Source organism: Halomicrobium urmianum, assembly GCF_020217425.1.
Taxonomy (GTDB): Archaea; Halobacteriota; Halobacteria; order Halobacteriales; family Haloarculaceae; genus Halomicrobium; species Halomicrobium urmianum.
In genome coordinates, this window is the sequence record NZ_CP084090.1 from 72,556 (window position 1) to 92,166 (window position 19,611).

The window sequence follows — 19,611 nt, forward strand, 5'->3', positions numbered from 1 at the left end:
TCGCGACCCTGGTACTTAATGTCACAGATTCGGTCCGGAGGCAGTCCGAGCGCAGCGGTCCCCGCCGACGGGTCCGCGGCCCTCAGCGGTCCCGGGAGACCGTCTCGCCGGGCAGCGTCGTCGCGCCCGACGAGAGAGTCACGCCGGGGTTGAGCGAGGTGTTCACGCCCGTCTTCGCCCCGTCACCGGCCACGACGCCGAACTTCCGCCGGCCCGTCGAGACGCGCTCGCCCTTGACGGTGTGCTCGACGGGATCGTCGTCGTGGCGGAGGTTGGCCACCTGCGTCCCCGCGCCGAGGTTCACGCCCCGCCCGAGGACGCTGTCCCCGACGTAGCTCACGTGGGGCACCGCCGCCCCTTCGCGGACGACGCTGTTCTTCACCTCGACGCCGTGGCCGACGTGGACGTCCTCGCCCAGCATCGTCGCCCCGCGGACGTAGGCGTTCGGCCCGACCTCGGCGCCGGACCGGACCAGCACCGGCCCCTCGATGACGACGCCCGGTTCGATCGTCGCACCCGCCTCGACCACGACTGTCCCGTGGAGTTCGGCGTCGCCCTTCACGTCGCCGTCGATCCGACGCTCCAGCTCGCCGAGCTTCCACTCGTTGGCCGCCAGCAGCTCCCAGGGCCGGCCGCAGCCCAGCCAGCGGTCGACCTCGACGGTGCCGACCGACCGCTCTTCGATCGTGCGGGCGAGCACGTCCGTCAGCTCGTACTCGCCGCGCTCGCTCTGCTCGACGTCCAGCCAGTCCCGCGCCGCGGCCGGGAAGACGTACGCCCCGACGTTGATCCGGTCCGTCGGCGGATCGGACGGCTTCTCGACGATGCCACGTACTTCGCCGTCCTCGAGCTCGAAGACGCCGTAGCTCGTCGGGTCCTCGACGCGGTAGGAGCCCACGACTGGCCGGTCCCGCCCGACCGTGAACAGCTCCGACAGGCTCGCCTCGTCGTAGAGATCGTCCCCGTTCAGGACGGCGAAGGGTCCCTCCAGGTGCTCTCGCGCGCAGCGGACGGCGTGGGCGGTCCCCAGCTGCTCCTCCTGGACGGCGTACTCGACCGGGACGCCCCGGTACTCCGCGCCGAAGAAGTCCCGCACCTGGTCGGCCTCGTAGCCCACCACGAGCACCAGCTCGTCGACGCCCGCCTCGACCGCTGCGTCGGCGGTGTGGGCCACGAGCGGCCTGTCGGCGACGGGGAGCATCGGCTTCGGCGTCGCGACGGTCAGCGGACGCATCCGCGTGCCCTGTCCGGCGGCGAGGATGACGGCTTGCATGCCTCGGCCCACTCGCGGCGGCCGCTTAGAGGTATCGACGGAAGGCGGCGCCTACGTCCCGGTAGCCAGCGTCTCACGGCCGGCCGATCGAGGTCAGAGAGTCGCTAGCGGCGGCGGCGCAGTGCGTTCCGACCCCCATCAGTCAGTCGCAGAGCCGCGGCCACGTACTGTTCGAGACCTCACGCTGAACACGCCGCTCTCGTCCCAGACAAATGCCCGGCGGTCGGCCGCTTGTCGGCATCGGAACGACTCTTTACGGTGCTCGGGTGGCACGTTGACGTACCGCATGAGCTCCGAACAGATTACCCGGCGGACTCCCGGCGACGTCGAGGAGAACCCCGTTCGGCTCGACGTCGACAAGGCCGAGCAGATCGTCGACGCCCTGAACACCGACCTGGCCGACGCGTACGTCCTCTACCACCAGCTCCACAAGCACCACTGGAACGTCGAGGGCGCCGAGCACCTCGACGTCCACGTCTTCCTGCAGGAGGCCTACGAGGACGTCGAGGAGGCCGCCGACGAGGTCGCCGAGCGCATCCAGGCCCTGGGCGGCGTCCCGCACGCCAGCATGCCGGCGCTGTCAGACGCTGCGACCGTCGAGCCCGAGGACGAGGACGTCTACGACATCCGGACGTCCTTCGAGAACGACCTGGAAATCTACGGCGACGTCATCGAGAGCTACCGCGACCACATCGAGCTCACCGAGAACCTCGGCGACCACGCCACCGCCGAGATGCTCCGGGAGCAACTGGTCGACCTCGAGGAGCACGCCCACGTCATCGACCACTACCTCGAGGACGACACCCTCGTCCTCGAGTCGGCGCTGCGGTGATCTGATCGGCGTCGACCCCGCGCTGGCCCGCCTCGTCAGCCCGTCCGCGGGTCGACGACCGCGTACTCGGTCGCCATCTGCCCGAGCTTCCGGACGCGCGCTTCGAGGTCGGGGTCGACGAACGCCCCGGCGTCGTCGAACGCGCTCGACGCGCCGCGGATGCCGACCTCGTGGGGGAGCGTCCAGCCGTGGACCGTCCGGACGCCCGTGCGCAGGTGCTCCAGCGTCGGCGCGTACGAGCCCCCGCCGGCGGTCGCCAGCAGCCCCACCGTCGTGTCCTCGAACTCGTCCCTGCCGAGGTAGTCGAACGCGCTCTTCAGCGCCGACGACACCATCCCATGGTAGACGGGCGTGCCCAGCAGCACCGCGTCGGCGGCGCCCACCACCCGTCGCAGTTCGTCGGCCTCGCCGCGGTCCCTGTCGTCCGGGTCGAACAGCGGCAGGTCCCACTCGCGGAGGTCGATCAGTTCCGTCTCCGCGCCCGCGTCCTCGGCGGCGTCCAGCGCGTGATCGAGGGCAACCTGCGTCGTGCTCTCGTCGCGCAGGCTCCCGCTGATGGCGACGACCGTCGGAGCCGCTGTCATTGTGGTTCGTCCGAGGTGACGCGGCCGCTTAACGCTCCTGATACCTCGATTACACGAGTCGGTCCTGAGTCACCACGACGCCCTCCGGAGGCGGACCCCGACGAGAATCACTCCGAGTGCGGTGCCACGGCAGGGGCATCGCTTTCGCCGTCCGCGAACGCCAGCCGACTGAGCGCCTCGCCGAGCCCGGCCGACGGCTCGCTCCTGACGTGGACGGTGCGGCCGTCGGCGGTGTCGATGCTCAGCTCCGCCTCCCGCGCCCGATCGATCTCGACGCCGTCGGCGTCATCCCGGTGACGGAAGGCGTAGTCGACCAGCGCGAGGCCCCCGAGGAGCGCGAGCGTCGCGAGTCCGACGAGCGCGTCCGAAGCGACGACGACTGCGGCGAGGAGACTGAGAGCGGCGACGGACCCGCTGGTAATCAGCAGCACCGCGCGGACGTCCGCGTCGTCGATCTCGCGGTACTCGAAGCGCCGCAGGACGTCGTTCCCGTCGACGCCGACGGGCATCTCGTCCACGAGTCCGGCGATTGACTCCCTGTCGGCCGACGCCGGATTGCGCCGCAGGTACGTCACTCCGGCGAGCCCGGCCACGGTTCCCAGCACGAGGAAGTGAACGAGCGCGCTGGTCGCGAGCGCGACGACGCCGACCAGCCCGAGAACGGCGAGGAGGGCCCCGCCTCCCAGCAGCAGGCCGTAGTCGGTGCCGCGGTAGGATCGCCTCGTCTGGGACCGGCTGCGGATCGCACAGATCGAGTCGTACCCGAGCGTCACGAACCCGCCGTCGTCGGCGACGCAGAGTAGCCGCCGATCAGTGAGCCCGATCGACGCCGACTGCCAGCGGGAGTTCACGGAAACCCTCCCACGGTGTATCGTTACCAGTGGTTCCTCCGGACGAGAGAACTCCCTGAGCTGGTCAGGCGCTGGAGACATCACCGAACGAGTAGACCTACGTCCCACATTGTAACGACCGGCTTACTGATGGTCTCGGGGCGGTACGTCGACGGGCAGCGCCGCGGGCGGTCACGATGCCGATCCGTTCCCGGACAGTTTCGACTCCGTCATTCAGTCTCGAACTCGAAGACGCGCCGCAACTCGCGTTCGATCCGGTCGGCGAACTCCCGGAGGACGGCGTCGAACGTCTCGTCGTCGACGGGGACGTCGCCCGCGCGTTCACGCGGGTTCTCCGGGAGTTCGACCCGAAACTCGCCGTCGCCCTCGTAGAAGGGTTCGCTCTCGCTGAGCACCTTGCGGTCGATCGAGCGCAGCAGCGTCGAGTCGTACTGGCCGTGGAAGTGCTGGTACGCGTTCTGATACGCGGTCTGCAGTTCGTCCATGTAGTGGACGTACTTCTCCTCGAACTTCTCGGGGTCGAACTCGGTCATAGCACGCCTGTACGACCGCGCCACTGTAAACGACTGCGTCCGAGCGGTCGCAACCGCGCAGACTCTGTCGCCTACCGCCCGCCGTTCGAGACGGCCCTCAGGAGGCAAAGTAGGCCATCGCGACGAGCAGGACGACGAAGACCACGATCGGGAGGAGGATCCAGACGGCGTCCCACCGGCCCGACTGAGCCGAGTCGTCGTCTGCCGGCTGTAGAGAACCGGGAGGGGAATCCGCCACGGCGCTGTCGGGGTCTGTCACGTATCGAGATTCCGAGCGTTCGTATAAATGCTTTCCGCGGTCACCGTTCGGAACGATGCAGGCCGATCTACCGCCGTCTCTTCGAGAAGCACAGCAGTCGCTCACAAGTTTGCTCGCGAGTTCCCCGACGATTCGCGCGAGCGGGCGGGAGACGTTTCCGTCGCCGACGAGACATTCGACGCCGTCCTCCGGGAGTTCGCCGACCGGATCGAACGCGAGTTGCGGCGCGTCTGTGGGGTTCGAAGCTGCGTGACGGATCGAACGGAGAGAACGTACCCGTCACCGCCCGTTCGGAACGCGGAGGGCGTCACTCCGCCGCGTCTCGTGCGGGTTCGCGCTGCACCACGAGGACGGGACCGAGAAACCGGTCGGCGACCTGATCGGCCGGCATCCCGAACACGAACGTCGCCAGGGAGGGGTCGGTCTCGCCCATGACGACGGCGTCGAACGCGTCGGCCGCGTCGGCGATGGCATCGAGTGGGTCTCGGTCGCGCTCGACGCGCGTCTCGACGGTCGAGGCGTCCACACCCAGGTCCGCCAGTCGATCCGCCAGTCCGTCGAGGACCATACCGACGTCTTCGTCCGACTCGTCCGCTTCGGCGACGTGGTACAGCGTCACCGAAGCGCCCGTTCCCCCGAACACGCCGGCGACGACGCGGGCGAGGCGGTCGATCCCGACGGCGCCGCGAACGGCGACGAGCACGTCGTCGACCGGCCCGGTGGCGTTCGGGACGAGCACTGCCAGACAGTCGTGTTCGGTGATCGTCCGGTCGATCGTCTTCTGGCCGTCGTGGGTGAACACGAGTCGGTGCTCGACGGTCGCCCCCGCGTCCTCGAATATCGTCTCGTACTCGTCGAGCCGGTCCGTGGCCCGGTCCTCGAACTGCATCTGCGCCTGTCCCGTCGCGGTCTGGTCCGGGACGACGTGGTACCCGAGCAGTACGACGTGGGCGGTCGCGAGGAGTTCGGGAACGCCCTCGGGGATCGATTCGCCTTCGAGTACGCGAATCGGGACGAGTACCGATGGTCGGTCCGTCATGGTCAGACGTCCCCCATGAGCGTGACGTCCCCGGCGTAGTACCGATACCAGACGTATGACGCGATCATGACCACGACGCCGATCGCGATCGATCCGGGTTGCATGAAGGCGATCAGTCCGAAGCTAGCGAGCGCACCCACGGCCGGGACCACTGGATAGCCCGGGACGCGGTAACTCGGGGAGTACCACTCGGGATTCCGTCGTCGTAACACGATCAGGACGACGCACAGCAGCCCGTACATGACGAGGTGGAGAAAGGAGGCGACCTCCGCGAGCAGTTCGACCTGCCCGGTCGCGACGAGGACGAGGATCGGACCGCCGGCGGCGAGCAACGCGACGTGCGGCGTGCCGTACCGGAGGTTGATCTCGCTCGCTCTGCGAGGGAGCAAGGCGTCGCGGCTCAGCGCGTACACCGTCCGCGAGGCGCTGAGGATCGAGGCGTTCGCGCTCGAGAACGTCGCCAGCAGTCCGGCACCGAGGATCGCGACGGCGCCGGGTACCCCGAGGAAGTCGCGAGCGACTTCGACCATCGCCGTCTCCCCGAACTGTCCCAGTCGATCCGCGCCGAACGCGCTGGTCGCGACGAAAATCGTCACGACGTAGAACACCGTGACGACGAGGACAGATCCGACCATCGCCAGCGGGAGGTTCCGTCCCGGCCGTTTGATCTCGCCCGCGACGGTCGCGACCTGGGCGAATCCGAGGTACGAGGTGAACACGAGCGCGGCGGTCGTCAACACTGGAAAGTACCCCCTCGAGAAGAACTGCTCCGGGACGCTGCCGCGACCGAAGACGCCCACGGCGTCGAGGACGCCGTACGAGAGAAAGCCGGTGAGCACCAGCAGGAGGACCGCCACGACCGCGTTCTGGATCCTGGCCGTGTTCTCCGTGCCGGCGATGCTCAGCGCCGTCAGCGCCACCCCGAACAGCAGTCCGATGCCGACGACGGGGCTGAACGGCAGGCCGACGCCGAGTTCGGCGAACACGGCGCTCGCGTAGTGGCCCAGCCCGACCAGGTAGAACGCGGAGGCGAACATCAGGCCCAGCCACAGGCCCAGACCGACGATCGCACCGTAGGCCGTCCCCATCCCCCGCGATACGAAGTAGTACCCGCCGCCGCTTCGCGGCATCGCCGTGGCGAGTTCCGAGGCCGGCAGCGCCACGAGCAACGCGATCAGGCCGCCGATCGCGAACGAGAGCGTCGCGGCGAGGCCGGCGTTCGAGGCAGCCAACCCCGGGAAGACAAAGATTCCGGCGCCGATCATGGTCCCGATCCCGATCGCCAGGCCGCCGACCAGCCCGATCGTCCGCTCGAGTTCCACCTCGTCGTCGTGGACCGTCGCGTCCTCGGTGACGGACTCCGGTTCCGCTACGGGCACCTCGCCGGCCGCGTTCTGGCCCCTCGGCTCGACGTCGACGGGCTGTTCGGCCATACCACGAATATACAACCAGTTGACGCATAAACCCGCCGGCGGGCCGTCGAGCGAACCGAGACGGGTCCGGGAGCCCAGCGAGAGGCGCCTGGGCCACGAGAACGTTTATTCGGGAGACAGAACAATCGGCTGGCATGGACAGTACCCCCGTCGGAGGAGACAGCTGAGCGTGCCGGGGGTCGTCTTCTGGGCCCTCGTCACGCTGGCGACGCTCACCAGCCTCGCCACGGCGTGGACGCTCGGCGCCAACAGCAACTCGCCGCCCTTCGCCCCGGCGATCGGCGCCAACGCCATCTCGACGATGCGGGCGGCCTTCCTCATCGGCATCCTCGCCGCGCTCGGCGCGCTGACCCAGGGCGGCGCGATCTCCGAGACGGTCGGCGCCGGCCTCATCGACGGCGTCCAGATCACGTCGCTCGCGGCGACGGCCGGCCTGCTGACGGCCACTGGGTTCATGGCCTTCGGCATCTACTCCGGCTACCCCGTCCCCGCGGCGTTCGCGACGACCGGCGCGATGGTCGGCGTTGGCCTCTCGCTGGGCGGCGACCCCGCCGTCGACACCTACCGCCGGATCGCCGTCTTCTGGGCGCTCGTCCCGCCGGTCTCGGGCGGCCTCGCGTACGTCACCGCGACGATCCTCCGGCGCGACGACATCCCCGAGACCGTCGGCGTCCCGCTCCTGGCGGCCGTCGTCGGCGGGATCGTCGCCAACGTCCGGCTGGGAGTCATTCCGTCGCCGCCAGACGCCGCACAGAGCTCTATCGCGGGGTTCGTCGCACGGCGCGTCGGGACGCCGACCGTCGCCGGCGTCGACCCCGCGGCGGTCCTGGTGACGCTGGCCGCCGCCGCGGTGAGTTTCCAGTTCATTCGCCGCCGGACCCAGGAGTCCGTCGACAGGGGCGTCCGGACGTTCCTGGTGATTCTCGGAAGCGTCGTCGCCTTCTCCAGCGGCGGCAGTCAGGTCGGGCTGGCGACCGGCCCGCTCGAGAACCTCTACGGGACCGAACTCGGCCTGCCGGGACTCGTCCTGCTGGCGCTGGGCGCGACCGGCATCCTCGGCGGCGCGTGGATGGGCGCGCCCAGGCTCCTCCAGGCGACCTCCCGCGAGTACGCGCAGCTGGGTATCAGGCGCTCCATCGCCGCGCTCGTTCCCGGGTTCGTCATCGCCCAGGCGGCCATCGCGCTCGGCATTCCCATCTCGTTCAACAACATCATCATCTCCGGGGTCATCGGCGGTGGCCTCGCCGGCGGCTCGGCGGGCGTCTCCCGCCGCAAGATCGGCGTGACGCTCGCGTTCTGGATCGTCACGCTCGTCACCTCCATCGCGGTCGGCTTCGGGCTCTACCGGGTCTTCGAAGCGGTGCTCGGTTGACGAGGAAGTCGGATCAGCGGACGACGGTCACGGTCACGGGCGCCTCACCGACGACGCGCGTCGCCACGGTCCCGAGCAGTCGGCGGGCGACGTCACTCCGCTCGCCCCCGTGACCGCCCATCACGACGTGATCGACGTCGTGTGCGTCGACGTACGCGAGGATGACCGCCGCCGGGTCCCCGGTCTCGACCGCCGTCTCGACCGTCCGGTCGACCTCGACGGCCCGTTCCGTCGCCCGTTCGACGACGCGGTCGGCCCGGTCGCGGGCGCTCTCGCGGCGGTCCTCGCCCGGCTCGAGTATTCCCCCTTCGCTCATCGCCGCGTCGACCGGTGTCACCACGTTCAGGACAGTCACCCGGCAATCGAAGAGCTCGAGCGCCTGCTCGAACGCCTCGTCTGCCAGCGGCGACCCGTCGAGCGGGACGAGGACGTGCGATGGCGCCATGAGACACCTTGGACGGGACGCCACATATCGCCAGCGGTCGTTCGGTGCCGCGCGTCGACGGCCTTCAGACCCCCGAGAGGCACGGCAGTCGCTCGCGAGTCTGCTCGCGACAGAACGATGCTCGGTCGGGGATTTGAACCGACTGCGAGACGGTCCGGGGTGCTCGCTCCGGAAGAGCAAGCTCTGCCGTGCTCTCGTTCGCTTCGCTCACGAGAACGCCGCTGCGCTCCCGGGCCTGCGACTCGCGTGTTCAAATCCCGCTCCCTGCGCTCCCTTCTTCGTCACTTCGTTCCTCAGAAGAGTGCTCGGTCGGGGATTTGAACCCCGGTCATCGGCTCGAAAGGCCGAAATGATTGGCCGGACTACACCAACCGAGCGCCGCATTTTGGAGGACTGGCTCGTGGTATTTAAAATCGTCTTTCTACGCCGGGTCTGCTACGCCGTCACTCGAATTCGACGCCGTGCACCTCGACCCGGGCGCCGCCGTCCGATCCTTCGGTGAGGTCGACGGTCCAGCTGTGGGCTGTGGCGACCTCCTCGACGATGGCGAGGCCGAATCCGGTGGCGTCGGTGTCCGTCGTGTAGCCGTACTCGAAGACGTCCTCTCGGTCGTCCTCGGGGACGCCGGGGCCGTCGTCGGCGACGTAGAACCCGTCGTCCAGGCGGCCGACGCGGACGGCGACGTCGGGGCCGGCATGCACGATGGCGTTCTCGAAGAGGTACTCGAACAGGGTCGTCAGGCGCTCGGACTCGGCCCGGACGACCCCGAGGTCGTCGTCGGTCGTCAGGTCGGCTCCCTCGCCGACGACGTTGGTCCAGGCGGACTCGACGGCGACGGACAGGGCGAGCGACTCGGGGTCGGTCACGGCCTCGCCCTGACGGACGAGCGTCACGACGCCGTCGATGAGGGCCTCCATCTTGCGCAGCGAGCGGTCGACGGCGTCGAGGTGTTCGACGCCGTCCGACCGCGTGAGCTCGGTCCGGCCGACGGCCACGTTCAGGGGGTTGCGGAGGTCGTGGCTCACGACGGAGGTGAACGTCTCCATGCGCTCGTTCTGGCGCTCCAGGCGCTCCCGGCGCTCGACCCGCTCCGCGACGTCGACCACCGTGGTGACGGCGTACAGGTCGCCGCCGGTCTCGACGGCGCTCGTGACCGCCTCCACCGGGACCTCGCTGCCGTCGGCGCGGCGGTAGGTCGTCTCCCGCCGGCGTTCGTCCCCCGCTGCGATCGCCTCCCAGTGGTCGGCGAAGTCGTCCTCGACGTCGGGTTCGACCTCGGTCAGCGGCGCGCCGATGAGGTCGGCGGGGTCGTGCCCCAGGAGGGCCGCGTAGGCGTCGTTGACGTAGGCGAACCTGCCGTCCTCGTCGTAGGCCGCCACGCCGGCACCGGCGCCCGCCACCAGGTCCCGGACGAACGCCGGGTCCTGTCCCCCGTCCGGCCGAAGGGCGTCACCCACCGCGGTCGCAGTTCCGCCGCCGTTCCCCGCCGTCGACTCGTCGTTCCCACCGCGTTCGTTCGTGTCGTCTGTCATGTGCGTGCCCGCGCCGCCAGGCGCTCCCACTAGTGCAGGACAGCCAGTGGGAAAAAGGCATCCGCCGATCAGTCAGACCGCTGATCGCTCTGCCAGCGCGACGGCGGCAGCGAGGGCCGGTCTATTGCCCCTGGAACTCCGGTTCCTCGTCGTCCATGAAGGCGGTGACGCCCTCGGTGACGTCCCCGGTGCCGATGAGGTGGCCGAAGCTCTGGGCCTCGACCTCCAGTCCGGCCTCGGTGTCGTCGCGGCCGGCCAGCATCGCCTTCTTGGTCAGTTCCTGGGCCACGGGCGGGCCGCGGGCCAGGTCCGCCGCCAGGTCGAGGGCGCGCTCCTCGAGTTCGTCGCCGGGGACCACGTCGTTGACGAAGCCGTAGTCGGCCATCTCCGCGGCGTCGTAGCGCTCCGCGGTGAAGATGATCTCCTTGGCGCGGCCCTCGCCGACGATCTCCTTCAGGCGCTGGGTGCCGCCCCAGCCGGGCATCAGTCCGAGGTCGTGTTCGGGCTGACCGAACTCCGAGCCCTCGCTGGCGACCCGCAGGTCGGCGCAGGTGACCAGCTCCATCCCGCCGCCGAGCGCGAACCCGTCGACGGCGGCGACGACCGGCATCGGGCAGGACTCGAGCTTTCCGAAGGCCTCCTGGCCCTTCCGGGAGTGCTCGATGGCCTCCAGCGGCGTGGCGTCCAGCACCAGCGCCTGGACGTCCGCGCCGGCTGAGAACGCCCGGTCGCCAGCGCCCGTCACCACGAGCGCGCGCACGTCGTCGTCCTCGGAGAGGCGGTCGACGGCGTCGGCCAGTTCGTCCAGCATCCCCAGGGTGACCGTGTTCATCTGATGGGGACGGTCGAGCGTGACGCGGGCGACGCCGTCGCTCGGGCGGTCGACCTCGACGACGTCGTAGCTGGCTCCCCCGCCGTAGAAGCCGCCCGCTTCGGCGGCCTCACGGAGCCCGTCGCTGACCTCGTAGCGGGCCGCGCCGGTCTCCTCGCCGGCGGCTTCGAGGGTCTCGACCAGTTCGTCGAGCCCGGCGTCGTCGGCCAGCCTCGCCGGCCCCTCGGGGAACCCGCCGCCGAGCTTCACGGCCGTGTCGACGTCGCCGACCGGCGCGACGTCGTTGCCAACGAGCTTGCCGACCTCGTTGGCCATCAGAGCGAGCAAGCGCCGCTCGACGGCCTCGCGGCCGGCGTCGGCGGGAATCTCGGCACCGCCGTCCTCGTAGTCGTAGAAGCCCGCGCCGGTCTTCTTGCCGAGCCGCTCGTTCTCGACTTTCTCTTCGAGGAGCGGGCAGGGCTCGTAGGCGTCGCCCAGCGTCTCCGTCAGGTACTCGAGGACGTGGAGGCCGACGTCGTTGCCGATCTGATCGGAGAGCTCGAACGCGCCCATCGGGAGGCCGACGCCGTACTTCGCCGTCGAGTCGACCTCCTCGATCGTGGCCTCGTCGCCGTGGACCAGCCAGCAGGCCTCGTTGATCAGCGGCAGGAGGATCCGGTTGACGACGAACCCGGGCGAGTCCTTACGCACGCGAACGGGCGTCTTGCCGAAGTCCTCCGCGAGGTCCTCGATCACGTCGAGCGTCTCGTCGCTGGTGTGTGCGCCCGTAATGACCTCGACGAGGTCCATCCGCACGGGCGGGTTGAAGAAGTGCATCCCGCAGAACCGCTCGGGCCGGTCGGTGACCTCCGACAGCTCCGTGATCGAGAGGCTGGAGGTGTTCGTACAGAAGATCGCCTCGTCGGTTGCGTACTCCTCGACCTCGCCGTAGACGTCCCGCTTGATCTCCATCTTCTCGGGGACGGCCTCGATCACGACGTCGGCCTCGCCGACGGCCGCCTCGACGTCGACCAGCGCCTCGATCCGGTCGAGGGTCCCCTCGGCCGTCTCCTCGTCGATGATCTCCTTCTCGGCGAGCTTGTTCACCGACCACTCGATCTCCTCGTAGCCGTCCTGCACGAGCTCCTCGTCGATGTCGCGCATCCGGACCTCGTAGCCGGCCAGGGCGGCGACCTCCGCGATGCCGTGGCCCATCGTGCCGGCGCCCAGCACCGCGACGGTCTCGATGTCCTCGAGTTCCATGTCACGAGATTGGACTCCCGGACGACGTTTCAACGTTTCTCCCAGAGGCGTGTTCACGCCCCACGCTCCGGAGCGCAAGTCTCTCGGGCCTCCGGCACCTGCCTCGTGCCGTGACCGAGGCACACGACCGACTCCGCGAGGACGACCACCTCCGCCCGCTGGTCGAGGAGCACGGCGAACTGACTCTCGAACCCGCCGAGGACTTCTACCAGCGGTTCGTCACCTCCATCCTGCGCCAGCAGGTGTCGATGGCCTCGGCGGCGGCGACCAGGGAACGCCTGTTCGAGGCCGTCGAGGTGACGCCCGAGGGGATCCTCGAGGCGGACGTCGACGTCCTCCGGGACGCCGGCCTCTCGCAGGCGAAGGCCCGCTACGTCGAGAACGTCGCCGAGGCCTTCGTGGAGCGGGGCTACTCGTCGGAGTCCTTCGCGGACATGAGCGACGACGCGGTGATCGACGAACTGACGACCGTCACCGGCGTCGGCGAGTGGACGGCGCACATGCAACTGATGTTCTCGCTGGGCCGCGAGGACGTCTTCCCCGTCGGCGACCTGGGCATCCGGAAGGGGATTCGCAACGTCGTCGATCCGGACCTCACGCGCGCGGAGATGGTCGACTACAGCGAGCGCTGGTCGCCCTACCGGAGCTACGCCAGCCTCTACCTCTGGCGGGCGCAGGACGACGTGCCCGAGGACGTGCCGGGCGCCGAGCAGGCCTGATGACGCCAGTCGCGGCCGCGCTGTCCGCACCGGGCGGAAAACTGCTGGGGTTTAAGGCCGTCGGGGCGCGAGGTACGGGTATGTTCCGCGGGCACACCGACGCGAACATCGCCCCGCAGCCGACCGGCGCCGAGCCGGACCGCTGTTGTTGAGTGCCCGCTCTTCTCGACCGCACAGCGCGGCGACCGCTTCCCACCTGACTCCCCGATGCTCGACAGAATCACCGAGGACGTCCGTACCGCCATCGAGAACGATCCCGCGGCCGACAGCGCGCTGACCGTCGCGCTGACCTACCCTGGCCTCCACGCCGTCTGGGGCTACCGGATCGCCGCCCGGCTCTACGACGCCGGCCTCGCGCTGCCGGCTCACCTCGTCGCCTACGCCGTGCGCTCGATCACGGGCGTCGAGATCCACCCCGGCGCAGACGTGGGCGACCGCCTGTTCGTCGATCACGGCATGGGCACCGTCGTCGGCGAGACAGCGATCATCGGCGACGACGTCCAGCTGTTCCACGGCGTCACGCTGGGCGGGAAGACGTCGAAGCCGGTCAAGCGCCACCCGACGGTCGAGGACGACGTGACCATCGGGGCCAACGCAACGCTGCTCGGCGACATCACCATCGGCGAGGGCGCGACGGTCGGTGCCGGTGCGGTCGTCGTCGACGACGTCGCGCCCGGTACGACCGTGGCCGGCGTCCCCGCCGAGCCGCTCGACGAGGACGAGGCCGCCGCCGCGGACGGCGATCCCGAGGAGTTCCGGCGCGTGAGCTGCTGAGAAAATCGGTGTTCAGTATCGCGACCGATCGAGCGGGTCGCTACTCTTCCTCTTCCACGCCGTCGCCGCGGTCCGCGGCGCCGTCGGCCGACCGCGTCACGTCGACCTGGTAGTGTTCGAGGATGTCGCGGCCGAGCAGCAGGGGGTAGTCCATGTGGCTGCGGTCCTCGATGCTCGCCGAGACGGTGTGCTGGGTCCCGCCGATACCGATCACGAGGTCGACGACCGGCCGCGAGCGCCCGCGCGCGCTGGTGCCGGACTTGACGCGGACGATGTCCTTGATCGGGCCGGTGCCGATACGGGCGGCGATCTCCGAGTCGACGCTGGTCCGGTCGGCGCCCGTGTCCGACTTGGCCATGACCGTCTCGTGGCCCCGCGTCCCGGCGACGACGACCTCCTCGATGTAGCCGATGGTCACGTTCTCCGAGGCCTGTTCCGCGTGCCCCAGGGGGACGGCGGACGGCCTTGAGTCGTCCAGCCCCTGGGCGACCCGCTCGACGTCCTCGTCCGGGACGCTCCCGCCGACCTGCTCGACGGCCTCCCGGACGATGTGGGGTGCCGGGCTGACGCCCGTGGCGCGGAACAGCCCGCGGAACCCGGCCGTGGGGTTGACCTCCAGCACCGCGTAACCGTCGTCGCCCTGGATGATGTCCACGCCGGCGCAGTCCAGGCCGACGACGTCGGCCGCCCGGAGAGCCATGTCGGCCACCTCCGGCGGGAGGTCGTCGGTGGCGTCCGCGACGTCGCCGCCGAGCGCGACGTTGGTCCGCCACTCCCCCTCGGGGGCGTAGCGGTTCATCGCGGCGACGATCTGATCCCCGACGACGTAGATTCGCAGGTCGCGGTGGGTGTCGGGGTCCCGCTCGAGGAACTCCTGGAGGAAGGCCTGTCGGGTCCCGACCTGGGCGTTGACCGGTTCGTCGGCGTCGACGAGCCAGGTGCCGCCGCCGTGCGTGCCGATGGCGGTCTTGTAGACGGCGCGGTCGCCGAAGCGGTCGCGCTCGGCGTTCAGCCGGTCCCGGGACAGCGCCAGCAGGGCGTCGGGGACGGGGACGTCCTCGGCCGCCAGCGCCGTCGCCGTGGCGAACTTGTGCATCGCCGTCGCCGTCGCGTCCGGCCGGTTGAGCATCGGCCGGAGCCGGTCCAGCGTCGACGCCAGCCCGATGCCCTCCATCGGGTCCTCGTCGCTGGAGAGCAGCAGGCGGTTGACGATGACGTCGACCGCCGGCTCCATCGTGGCCGTCCCGTCGGAGACGTCGACGGCGGTGTTCTCCGCCCGGAGCCACTCCGTGCCGAAGCCCAGGTCCTCGGCCGCGTTGAGGATGGCCTTGGTTTCTTTACTGTTGTGAAGGCTCAGGACCCCGACCGTTATGTCGTCAGTCATAGTGGGCGTTCTCCCGTGAGCCGCAAAGTAGTGACGATCAGATGGATGCGATGATCGTCGGAACCTCGCCCGAGCCGCCGCAGCAGGTCAGGGGGGTTTTCCGTGCCCGCGTCATTTGACGGCCCATGGCAGAGGCGACCCCGTTCACGTACGACGGCGGACGGGTCGATCCCGGCGAGACGGCGAACGTGCGGTACACCGTCAGCGAGACGTATCTCGGGGATCCAGTTCGGATGCCCGTCACCATCGTGAACGGGGCCGAGCCGGGCCCGACGGCGTTTCTCTCGGCGGCGGCCCACGGCGACGAACTCAACGGCGTCGAGGTGGTCCGCGAGGTGGCCCACGAGTGGGACCACGCGGACCTGCACGGGACGCTGGTCTGTCTGCCGGTGCTGAACGTCCCCGGGTTCATGGCCCAGCAGCGGTACCTCCCCATCTACGACCGCGACCTCAACCGCTCGTTCCCGGGGAAGGCCGACTCGACCAGCGCCAAGCGCATGGCCGACGAGATCTTCCGGAACTTCGTCGAGCCCTGCGACCTGGGGCTGGACTTCCACACGTCCACGCGCGGGCGGACGAACATGCTCCACGTCCGCGGTGACATGGAGGACGCGGGCGCCGAGCGGGTCGGCAAGGCGTTCGCGACCAACCTGATCATCTCCTCGGAGGGGCCGTCGGGGTCGCTGCGGCGCGAGGCTACTGAGGCGGGCGTCCCGACCATCACCATCGAGATGGGCGAGGCCCACCGCTTCCAGCGGGAGTTCATCGACCGGGCGCTGGTCGGCACCCGATCGGTGCTGGCGGAGTTCGGACTGCTGCCGACCGAGACGGTGGCCTGGCCCGGCTGGCGAACCATCGTCTCCGACAGCGACGAGAAGACCTGGATCCGCGCCGACGTCGGCGGCCTCGTGGACATGCACCACGACCGGGGCTCGGTCGTCTACGAGGGTGAGCCCATCTGCACCATCGCCGACCCCTTCAAGACCGACGCGACGGTCGTCGAGGCTCCCTTCACCGGGCTGCTCGTCGGCGTCCTCGAGAACCCGCTCGTCTATCCCGGGAACCCGCTGTGTCACCTCGTCCACCTGGACGAGCGGACGCTGCGGGCCATCGAGCGGGACGGTGCGCCGGTCCACGACGAGGCGGCGAGCCCGACAACCGCGTGACTTGACCCCCACTGTTTTCTCGCTGGCTGTCCTGTGACTCGCCAATGGTTTCGAACCGGCCCTCCCCGGCGCTGGAGGCGGCCGACAGCGCCCCGACGGCCCTCTGCGTCCTCAGCGAGGGAATCATCTCCTACGCGAACCCGTCGACGGCCGCGCTGCTCGGACGGGACGCCGACGCGCTCGCCGGCGACCGCTTTCTCGACCACGTCGCGCCGGCCGACAGGGAGCGGGTCGACGACGCCCTCGAGGGACCGATCGAGGGCGAGCGAACGGTCCGGTTCGAGCTGGCCGACCCGGAGAACCGGCGGACGATCGTCGAGGGCGAGTGGACCGGTGACGACGAGGGCGACGTCGTCGGGACCCTCAGGGACGTCACGGGACGGATCGAACGCGAGCGCCGCCTCGAACGGGAGAGCGAGATGCTCGATTCCCTGCTGGAGCACATCCCGATGTCGGTGTACTTCAAGGACCGACAGAGCCGCCACGAGCGGGTCAGCCAGCACATGATCTGTCCGGACCTGGACAGCTGCATCGTCGGACCGGACGGCAAGCACCACCACCACCCCGAGGACATCCACGGCAAGACCGACTTCGACCTGTACGATCCGGCGTTCGCCGCGGAGGCGGTCGAGGACGATCGGCAGGTCGTCGAGGAGGAGGAGACGGTGTACGACAGGGTCGACGAGTCGACGACGCCGCTCGGGGAGACGTTCTTCTCGTCGACGACCAAGGTCCCCCGCTACGACGACGAGGGCGACGTCGTCGGGCTGGTCGGCGTGACGATGGACGTCACCGACCGGATGAGCTACGAGCGCGAGCTCGAACGGCAGAACGAGCGCCTGGAGGAGTTCACCGAGGTCCTCTCCCACGACCTCCGCAACCCCCTGACAGTCGCGCGGACGAGCCTCGGGGCGGTCGACGACGACGTCGATCACCCGCGGATCGAGCCGGCGACCGACGCGCTCGATCGCATCTCCGCGCTCATCGACGAGGTCCGCACGTTCGTCATCGAGGGCCGCACCGTCGAGGACCCCGACGTCGCTGACCTGGCGACCGCCGCCGAGGACGCCTGGCAGAGCGTCGACACGGGCGCGGCCGATCTGAAAGTCGAGGTGAGCCACCGAATCCGCGCCGACTACGACCGGCTCCAGCGCCTCCTGGAGAACGTCTTCCGCAACGCCGTGGAGCACGGCTCCACGAGCCCTGACTCGCAGCCTCGTCAGGACGCCGTCGAACACGGCTCGACAGGCTCTCGTTCGTCAGAGACTCACGAGAACGCCGTGGAGCACGCCGCCGGCCCCGACGGCGAGGTCACCGTGACGGTGGGCGACCTCGAGACGGGGTTCTACGTGGCCGACGACGGCCCCGGCGTCCCCGATGACTTGCGCGACGAAGTGTTCGAGCGCGGCGTCACGACCAGCGACGACGGCACCGGGTTCGGCCTGGCCATCGTCAGGAATATCGCCGAGGCTCACGACTGGACGGTGTCCGTCACGGACGCCGACGACGGGGGTGCCCGGTTCGAGATCGCCGACGTCGTCCGCGTCGAGGACGGCTCCACCGGTCACCGCTGACAGCCGCGTGACTCCAGCGGCGGGAAACCGGACGACTGTCGAACACTTTCGGGACGGCCCGGAGACGCTGTAGAAACTTCTATTTGTCCCCGCTCCAAGTGCCGGTTGTATGAGTCAGTCTTACAATCGCGGCACCGTCGAGGACTTCGGACGGTGGCGGGAGTTCGCGGCCGGGATGTGGGCCTGGATCTTCCACAAGTTCACCGGCTGGGTGCTCGTGGGCTATCTCTTCACCCACATCGCGGTGCTGAGCACCGCGACCCAGGGGGCCGACCTCTACACGAACACGCTTCAGGGCCTTGAGGCGCTCCTGATCGTACGCTTCATGGAGGTTGGCCTGCTGGCGGTCGCCGTGTTCCACATCCTCAACGGGATCCGCCTGCTGTTCGTCGACCTCGGCGTCGGCCTGGAGGCACAGGACAAAAGCTTCTACGCGTCGCTCGTGCTGACCGGTGCGATCACGGTCGCGAGCGTGCCGACCTTCCTCGGGGAGCCACTGATCTAACATGGCAGAGCACTACTCCTCCTTCGAGCGGGGCGGCCGGCGCTGGCTCCTCCAGCGGCTCACGGCGGTCTTCCTGATCGGCGTGCTGGCGTTCCACTTCTTCCTGCTGCACTTCGTGAACCACGCCGCCGAGATCACGTTCGCGGGCACGCAGGCCCGGATGCGGCAGGTGAGCTACTTCGCGACGATGTGGCTGTTCCTCGTGACCGCCACCTTCCACGGCGTCAACGGCGTGTACAACGCATTCATCAACCAGGGCCTCGAAGGGTCGCGCAAGCGCACGGTCAAGTGGGTTCTGGTCGTCGCGGGCGTGCTGCTGGTCGCGCAGGGAACCCGCGTCGCGCTCGCCATGAACGGCTTCCTCTAAATCATGAGTACGATAGAACAACAGGAATCGGACGAGACGGAGGCAGAGACGGAGACAGAGACGGCGGTCGAGTCGCCGGGCGACCGGCGCCGCCGCGAGAAGGCCGAGCGGGCCGTCGAGGACGAGGCCCGTCGGGAGGCCGAAGAGGCCGCCCACGAGTTCGACGAGGCGGTCGAGCTGAAGGTGTTCCGGTACGATCCGGAGGTCCAGGGCAAGGAAGAACCGCGGTTCGACGACTTCACCGTCCCCTTCCACAAGGGGATGACGGTGCTGGACGCGCTCATCTACTCGCGCGACCACTACGACTCGTCGCTGACCTTCCGCCACTCGTGCCGACAGGCCGTCTGCGGCTCCGACGCCCTGTTCATCAACGGCCGCCAGCGGCTGGCCTGCAAGACCCAGATCGCGGACCTCGACGGCGACACCATCCGCGTGGAGCCGCTCCCCCACCAGGAGGTCGTCAAGGACCTCGTCGTGGACATGGAGCACTTCTACGAGCAGATGCACGCCGTCGAGCCGTACTTCGACCCGGACGAGTTGCCCGACGACGAGATGGAGGAGCAGCGCCAGAGCCGGGAGAACCGCGAGAAGATCAAGATGTCGACGCGATGCATCTGGTGTGGCGCCTGCATGTCCTCCTGTAACATCGCCGCCGGGGACAACGAGTACCTCGGCCCGGCGGCCATCAACAAGGCCTACCGGTTCGCGATGGACGAGCGGGAGGGCGAGAACCGCAAGCAGGAGCGCCTGCGGATCGTCGAGCAGGAACACGGCGTCTGGCGCTGCCAGACCCAGTTCTCCTGCACCGAGGTGTGCCCGAAGGACATCCCGCTGACCGAGCACATCCAGGAACTGAAGCGGGAATCGGTCAAGAACAACCTCAAGTTCTGGTAAC

20 protein-coding genes, 1 tRNA gene and 1 pseudogene are annotated in these 19,611 nt (G+C 69.2%); 10 read left to right on the forward strand and 12 right to left on the reverse strand.

Annotation, left to right across the window (positions count from 1 at the left end; genetic code table 11):
- Nucleotides 1-82: 82 nt before the first annotated feature.
- Complete coding sequence (glmU, locus tag LCY71_RS00390) at nucleotides 83-1,273, reverse strand: bifunctional sugar-1-phosphate nucleotidylyltransferase/acetyltransferase (protein ID WP_225334392.1); 1,191 nt, start codon at nucleotides 1,271-1,273, stop codon at nucleotides 83-85.
- A 286-nt stretch (nucleotides 1,274-1,559) separates the two neighbouring features.
- Here glmU and dpsA point away from each other — a divergent pair, with 286 nt between their 5' ends.
- Nucleotides 1,560-2,105 (forward strand): DNA starvation/stationary phase protection protein DpsA, encoded by a 546-nt coding sequence (gene dpsA, locus LCY71_RS00395; protein WP_225334393.1) that lies wholly within the window; start codon nucleotides 1,560-1,562, stop codon nucleotides 2,103-2,105.
- A 35-nt stretch (nucleotides 2,106-2,140) separates the two neighbouring features.
- On the opposite strand, the gene LCY71_RS00400 is transcribed toward dpsA, so the two are convergent.
- From LCY71_RS00400 to LCY71_RS00415, 4 genes are all read right to left on the reverse strand, one after another.
- Entirely contained in the window at nucleotides 2,141-2,689 is a 549-nt protein-coding gene (locus tag LCY71_RS00400) for an NADPH-dependent FMN reductase (RefSeq protein ID WP_225334394.1), read from the reverse strand.
- Between the two features lie 107 nt (nucleotides 2,690-2,796).
- Nucleotides 2,797-3,540 (reverse strand): hypothetical protein, encoded by a 744-nt coding sequence (locus LCY71_RS00405; RefSeq protein ID WP_225334395.1) that lies wholly within the window; start codon nucleotides 3,538-3,540, stop codon nucleotides 2,797-2,799.
- Nucleotides 3,541-3,749: 209 nt separating this feature from the next.
- Entirely contained in the window at nucleotides 3,750-4,073 is a 324-nt protein-coding gene (locus tag LCY71_RS00410) for a DUF5783 family protein (RefSeq protein ID WP_225334396.1), read from the reverse strand.
- Nucleotides 4,074-4,170: 97 nt separating this feature from the next.
- Nucleotides 4,171-4,332, reverse strand: a complete 162-nt coding sequence (locus LCY71_RS00415; protein WP_225334397.1) for a hypothetical protein — start codon at nucleotides 4,330-4,332, stop codon at nucleotides 4,171-4,173.
- Nucleotides 4,333-4,359: 27 nt separating this feature from the next.
- Between LCY71_RS00415 and LCY71_RS21865 the strand changes: the two are divergent.
- Nucleotides 4,360-4,560: pseudogene (locus tag LCY71_RS21865) on the forward strand (hypothetical protein); the annotation flags it as partial.
- Between the two features lie 79 nt (nucleotides 4,561-4,639).
- Here the strand turns inward: LCY71_RS21865 and LCY71_RS00420 are convergent.
- On the reverse strand, nucleotides 4,640-5,371 hold the full coding sequence (locus tag LCY71_RS00420; protein WP_225334398.1) for a universal stress protein: 732 nt from the start codon (nucleotides 5,369-5,371) through the stop codon (nucleotides 4,640-4,642).
- A 2-nt stretch (nucleotides 5,372-5,373) separates the two neighbouring features.
- Nucleotides 5,374-6,804, reverse strand: a complete 1,431-nt coding sequence (locus tag LCY71_RS00425) for an APC family permease (protein ID WP_225334399.1) — start codon at nucleotides 6,802-6,804, stop codon at nucleotides 5,374-5,376.
- A gap of 169 nt (nucleotides 6,805-6,973) precedes the next feature.
- Between LCY71_RS00425 and LCY71_RS00430 the strand changes: the two genes are divergently transcribed.
- A complete protein-coding gene (locus tag LCY71_RS00430; RefSeq protein WP_225334400.1) occupies nucleotides 6,974-8,176 on the forward strand; it encodes an inorganic phosphate transporter in 1,203 nt (400 codons plus the stop codon).
- Nucleotides 8,177-8,189: 13 nt separating this feature from the next.
- Here LCY71_RS00430 and LCY71_RS00435 read toward each other — a convergent pair whose 3' ends face one another.
- The 4 genes from LCY71_RS00435 to LCY71_RS00450 all read right to left on the reverse strand — a co-directional run bounded on the left by LCY71_RS00435 (nucleotide 8,190) and on the right by LCY71_RS00450 (nucleotide 12,227).
- On the reverse strand, nucleotides 8,190-8,621 hold the full coding sequence (locus tag LCY71_RS00435; protein WP_225334401.1) for a universal stress protein: 432 nt from the start codon (nucleotides 8,619-8,621) through the stop codon (nucleotides 8,190-8,192).
- A 302-nt stretch (nucleotides 8,622-8,923) separates the two neighbouring features.
- A tRNA-Glu gene (locus LCY71_RS00440) sits at nucleotides 8,924-8,998 on the reverse strand.
- A 66-nt stretch (nucleotides 8,999-9,064) separates the two neighbouring features.
- Nucleotides 9,065-10,153, reverse strand: coding sequence for a PAS domain-containing sensor histidine kinase (locus LCY71_RS00445; protein ID WP_225334402.1), 1,089 nt, complete (start codon nucleotides 10,151-10,153; stop codon nucleotides 9,065-9,067).
- Nucleotides 10,154-10,274: 121 nt separating this feature from the next.
- On the reverse strand, nucleotides 10,275-12,227 hold the full coding sequence (locus tag LCY71_RS00450) for a 3-hydroxyacyl-CoA dehydrogenase/enoyl-CoA hydratase family protein (RefSeq protein ID WP_225334403.1): 1,953 nt from the start codon (nucleotides 12,225-12,227) through the stop codon (nucleotides 10,275-10,277).
- A 110-nt stretch (nucleotides 12,228-12,337) separates the two neighbouring features.
- On the opposite strand from LCY71_RS00450, the gene LCY71_RS00455 reads away from it, so the two are divergent.
- Together LCY71_RS00455 and cysE are read left to right on the forward strand one after the other, a co-directional pair.
- Nucleotides 12,338-12,946 (forward strand): DNA-3-methyladenine glycosylase family protein, encoded by a 609-nt coding sequence (locus LCY71_RS00455; RefSeq protein WP_225334404.1) that lies wholly within the window; start codon nucleotides 12,338-12,340, stop codon nucleotides 12,944-12,946.
- A gap of 207 nt (nucleotides 12,947-13,153) precedes the next feature.
- On the forward strand, nucleotides 13,154-13,720 hold the full coding sequence (cysE, locus tag LCY71_RS00460) for a serine O-acetyltransferase (protein ID WP_225334405.1): 567 nt from the start codon (nucleotides 13,154-13,156) through the stop codon (nucleotides 13,718-13,720).
- Nucleotides 13,721-13,760: 40 nt separating this feature from the next.
- On the opposite strand, the gene LCY71_RS00465 is transcribed toward cysE, so the two are convergent.
- Nucleotides 13,761-15,104 carry a RimK family alpha-L-glutamate ligase gene (locus tag LCY71_RS00465; protein WP_225334406.1) on the reverse strand — a complete coding sequence of 448 codons (1,344 nt, stop codon included), beginning with the start codon at nucleotides 15,102-15,104 and terminating at the stop codon, nucleotides 13,761-13,763.
- Nucleotides 15,105-15,229: 125 nt separating this feature from the next.
- Here LCY71_RS00465 and LCY71_RS00470 point away from each other — a divergent pair, with 125 nt between their 5' ends.
- The 5 genes from LCY71_RS00470 to LCY71_RS00490 all read left to right on the forward strand — a co-directional run bounded on the left by LCY71_RS00470 (nucleotide 15,230) and on the right by LCY71_RS00490 (nucleotide 19,610).
- Entirely contained in the window at nucleotides 15,230-16,270 is a 1,041-nt protein-coding gene (locus LCY71_RS00470; RefSeq protein WP_225334407.1) for a succinylglutamate desuccinylase/aspartoacylase family protein, read from the forward strand.
- A gap of 44 nt (nucleotides 16,271-16,314) precedes the next feature.
- Nucleotides 16,315-17,844: an ATP-binding protein gene (locus tag LCY71_RS00475; RefSeq protein ID WP_225334408.1), complete on the forward strand. Its 1,530-nt coding sequence runs from the start codon at nucleotides 16,315-16,317 to the stop codon at nucleotides 17,842-17,844.
- 109 nt (nucleotides 17,845-17,953) lie between these two features.
- On the forward strand, nucleotides 17,954-18,349 hold the full coding sequence (gene sdhC / locus LCY71_RS00480) for a succinate dehydrogenase, cytochrome b556 subunit (protein WP_225334409.1): 396 nt from the start codon (nucleotides 17,954-17,956) through the stop codon (nucleotides 18,347-18,349).
- 1 nt (nucleotide 18,350) lies between these two features.
- Complete coding sequence (locus LCY71_RS00485; protein WP_225334410.1) at nucleotides 18,351-18,716, forward strand: succinate dehydrogenase hydrophobic membrane anchor subunit; 366 nt, start codon at nucleotides 18,351-18,353, stop codon at nucleotides 18,714-18,716.
- A 3-nt stretch (nucleotides 18,717-18,719) separates the two neighbouring features.
- Entirely contained in the window at nucleotides 18,720-19,610 is an 891-nt protein-coding gene (locus LCY71_RS00490) for a succinate dehydrogenase/fumarate reductase iron-sulfur subunit (protein ID WP_225334411.1), read from the forward strand.
- The last annotated feature ends 1 nt before the right edge of the window (nucleotide 19,611 follow it).

Excerpts from the sequence above, each read along its gene's own strand:
- glmU (WP_225334392.1), bottom strand. The coding sequence starts at position 1,273 with ATGCAAGCCGTCATCCTCGCCGCCGGACAGGGCACGCGGATGCGTCCG.
- dpsA (WP_225334393.1), top strand. The coding sequence starts at position 1,560 with ATGAGCTCCGAACAGATTACCCGGCGGACTCCCGGCGACGTCGAGGAG.
- LCY71_RS00400 (WP_225334394.1), bottom strand. The coding sequence starts at position 2,689 with ATGACAGCGGCTCCGACGGTCGTCGCCATCAGCGGGAGCCTGCGCGAC.
- LCY71_RS00410 (WP_225334396.1), bottom strand. The coding sequence starts at position 4,073 with ATGACCGAGTTCGACCCCGAGAAGTTCGAGGAGAAGTACGTCCACTAC.
- LCY71_RS00420 (WP_225334398.1), bottom strand. The coding sequence starts at position 5,371 with ATGACGGACCGACCATCGGTACTCGTCCCGATTCGCGTACTCGAAGGC.
- LCY71_RS00425 (WP_225334399.1), bottom strand. The coding sequence starts at position 6,804 with ATGGCCGAACAGCCCGTCGACGTCGAGCCGAGGGGCCAGAACGCGGCC.
- LCY71_RS00435 (WP_225334401.1), bottom strand. The coding sequence starts at position 8,621 with ATGGCGCCATCGCACGTCCTCGTCCCGCTCGACGGGTCGCCGCTGGCA.
- LCY71_RS00445 (WP_225334402.1), bottom strand. The coding sequence starts at position 10,153 with ATGACAGACGACACGAACGAACGCGGTGGGAACGACGAGTCGACGGCG.
- LCY71_RS00450 (WP_225334403.1), bottom strand. The coding sequence starts at position 12,227 with ATGGAACTCGAGGACATCGAGACCGTCGCGGTGCTGGGCGCCGGCACG.
- cysE (WP_225334405.1), top strand. The coding sequence starts at position 13,154 with ATGCTCGACAGAATCACCGAGGACGTCCGTACCGCCATCGAGAACGAT.
- LCY71_RS00465 (WP_225334406.1), bottom strand. The coding sequence starts at position 15,104 with ATGACTGACGACATAACGGTCGGGGTCCTGAGCCTTCACAACAGTAAA.
- LCY71_RS00470 (WP_225334407.1), top strand. The coding sequence starts at position 15,230 with ATGGCAGAGGCGACCCCGTTCACGTACGACGGCGGACGGGTCGATCCC.
- LCY71_RS00475 (WP_225334408.1), top strand. The coding sequence starts at position 16,315 with ATGGTTTCGAACCGGCCCTCCCCGGCGCTGGAGGCGGCCGACAGCGCC.
- sdhC (WP_225334409.1), top strand. The coding sequence starts at position 17,954 with ATGAGTCAGTCTTACAATCGCGGCACCGTCGAGGACTTCGGACGGTGG.
- LCY71_RS00485 (WP_225334410.1), top strand. The coding sequence starts at position 18,351 with ATGGCAGAGCACTACTCCTCCTTCGAGCGGGGCGGCCGGCGCTGGCTC.
- LCY71_RS00490 (WP_225334411.1), top strand. The coding sequence starts at position 18,720 with ATGAGTACGATAGAACAACAGGAATCGGACGAGACGGAGGCAGAGACG.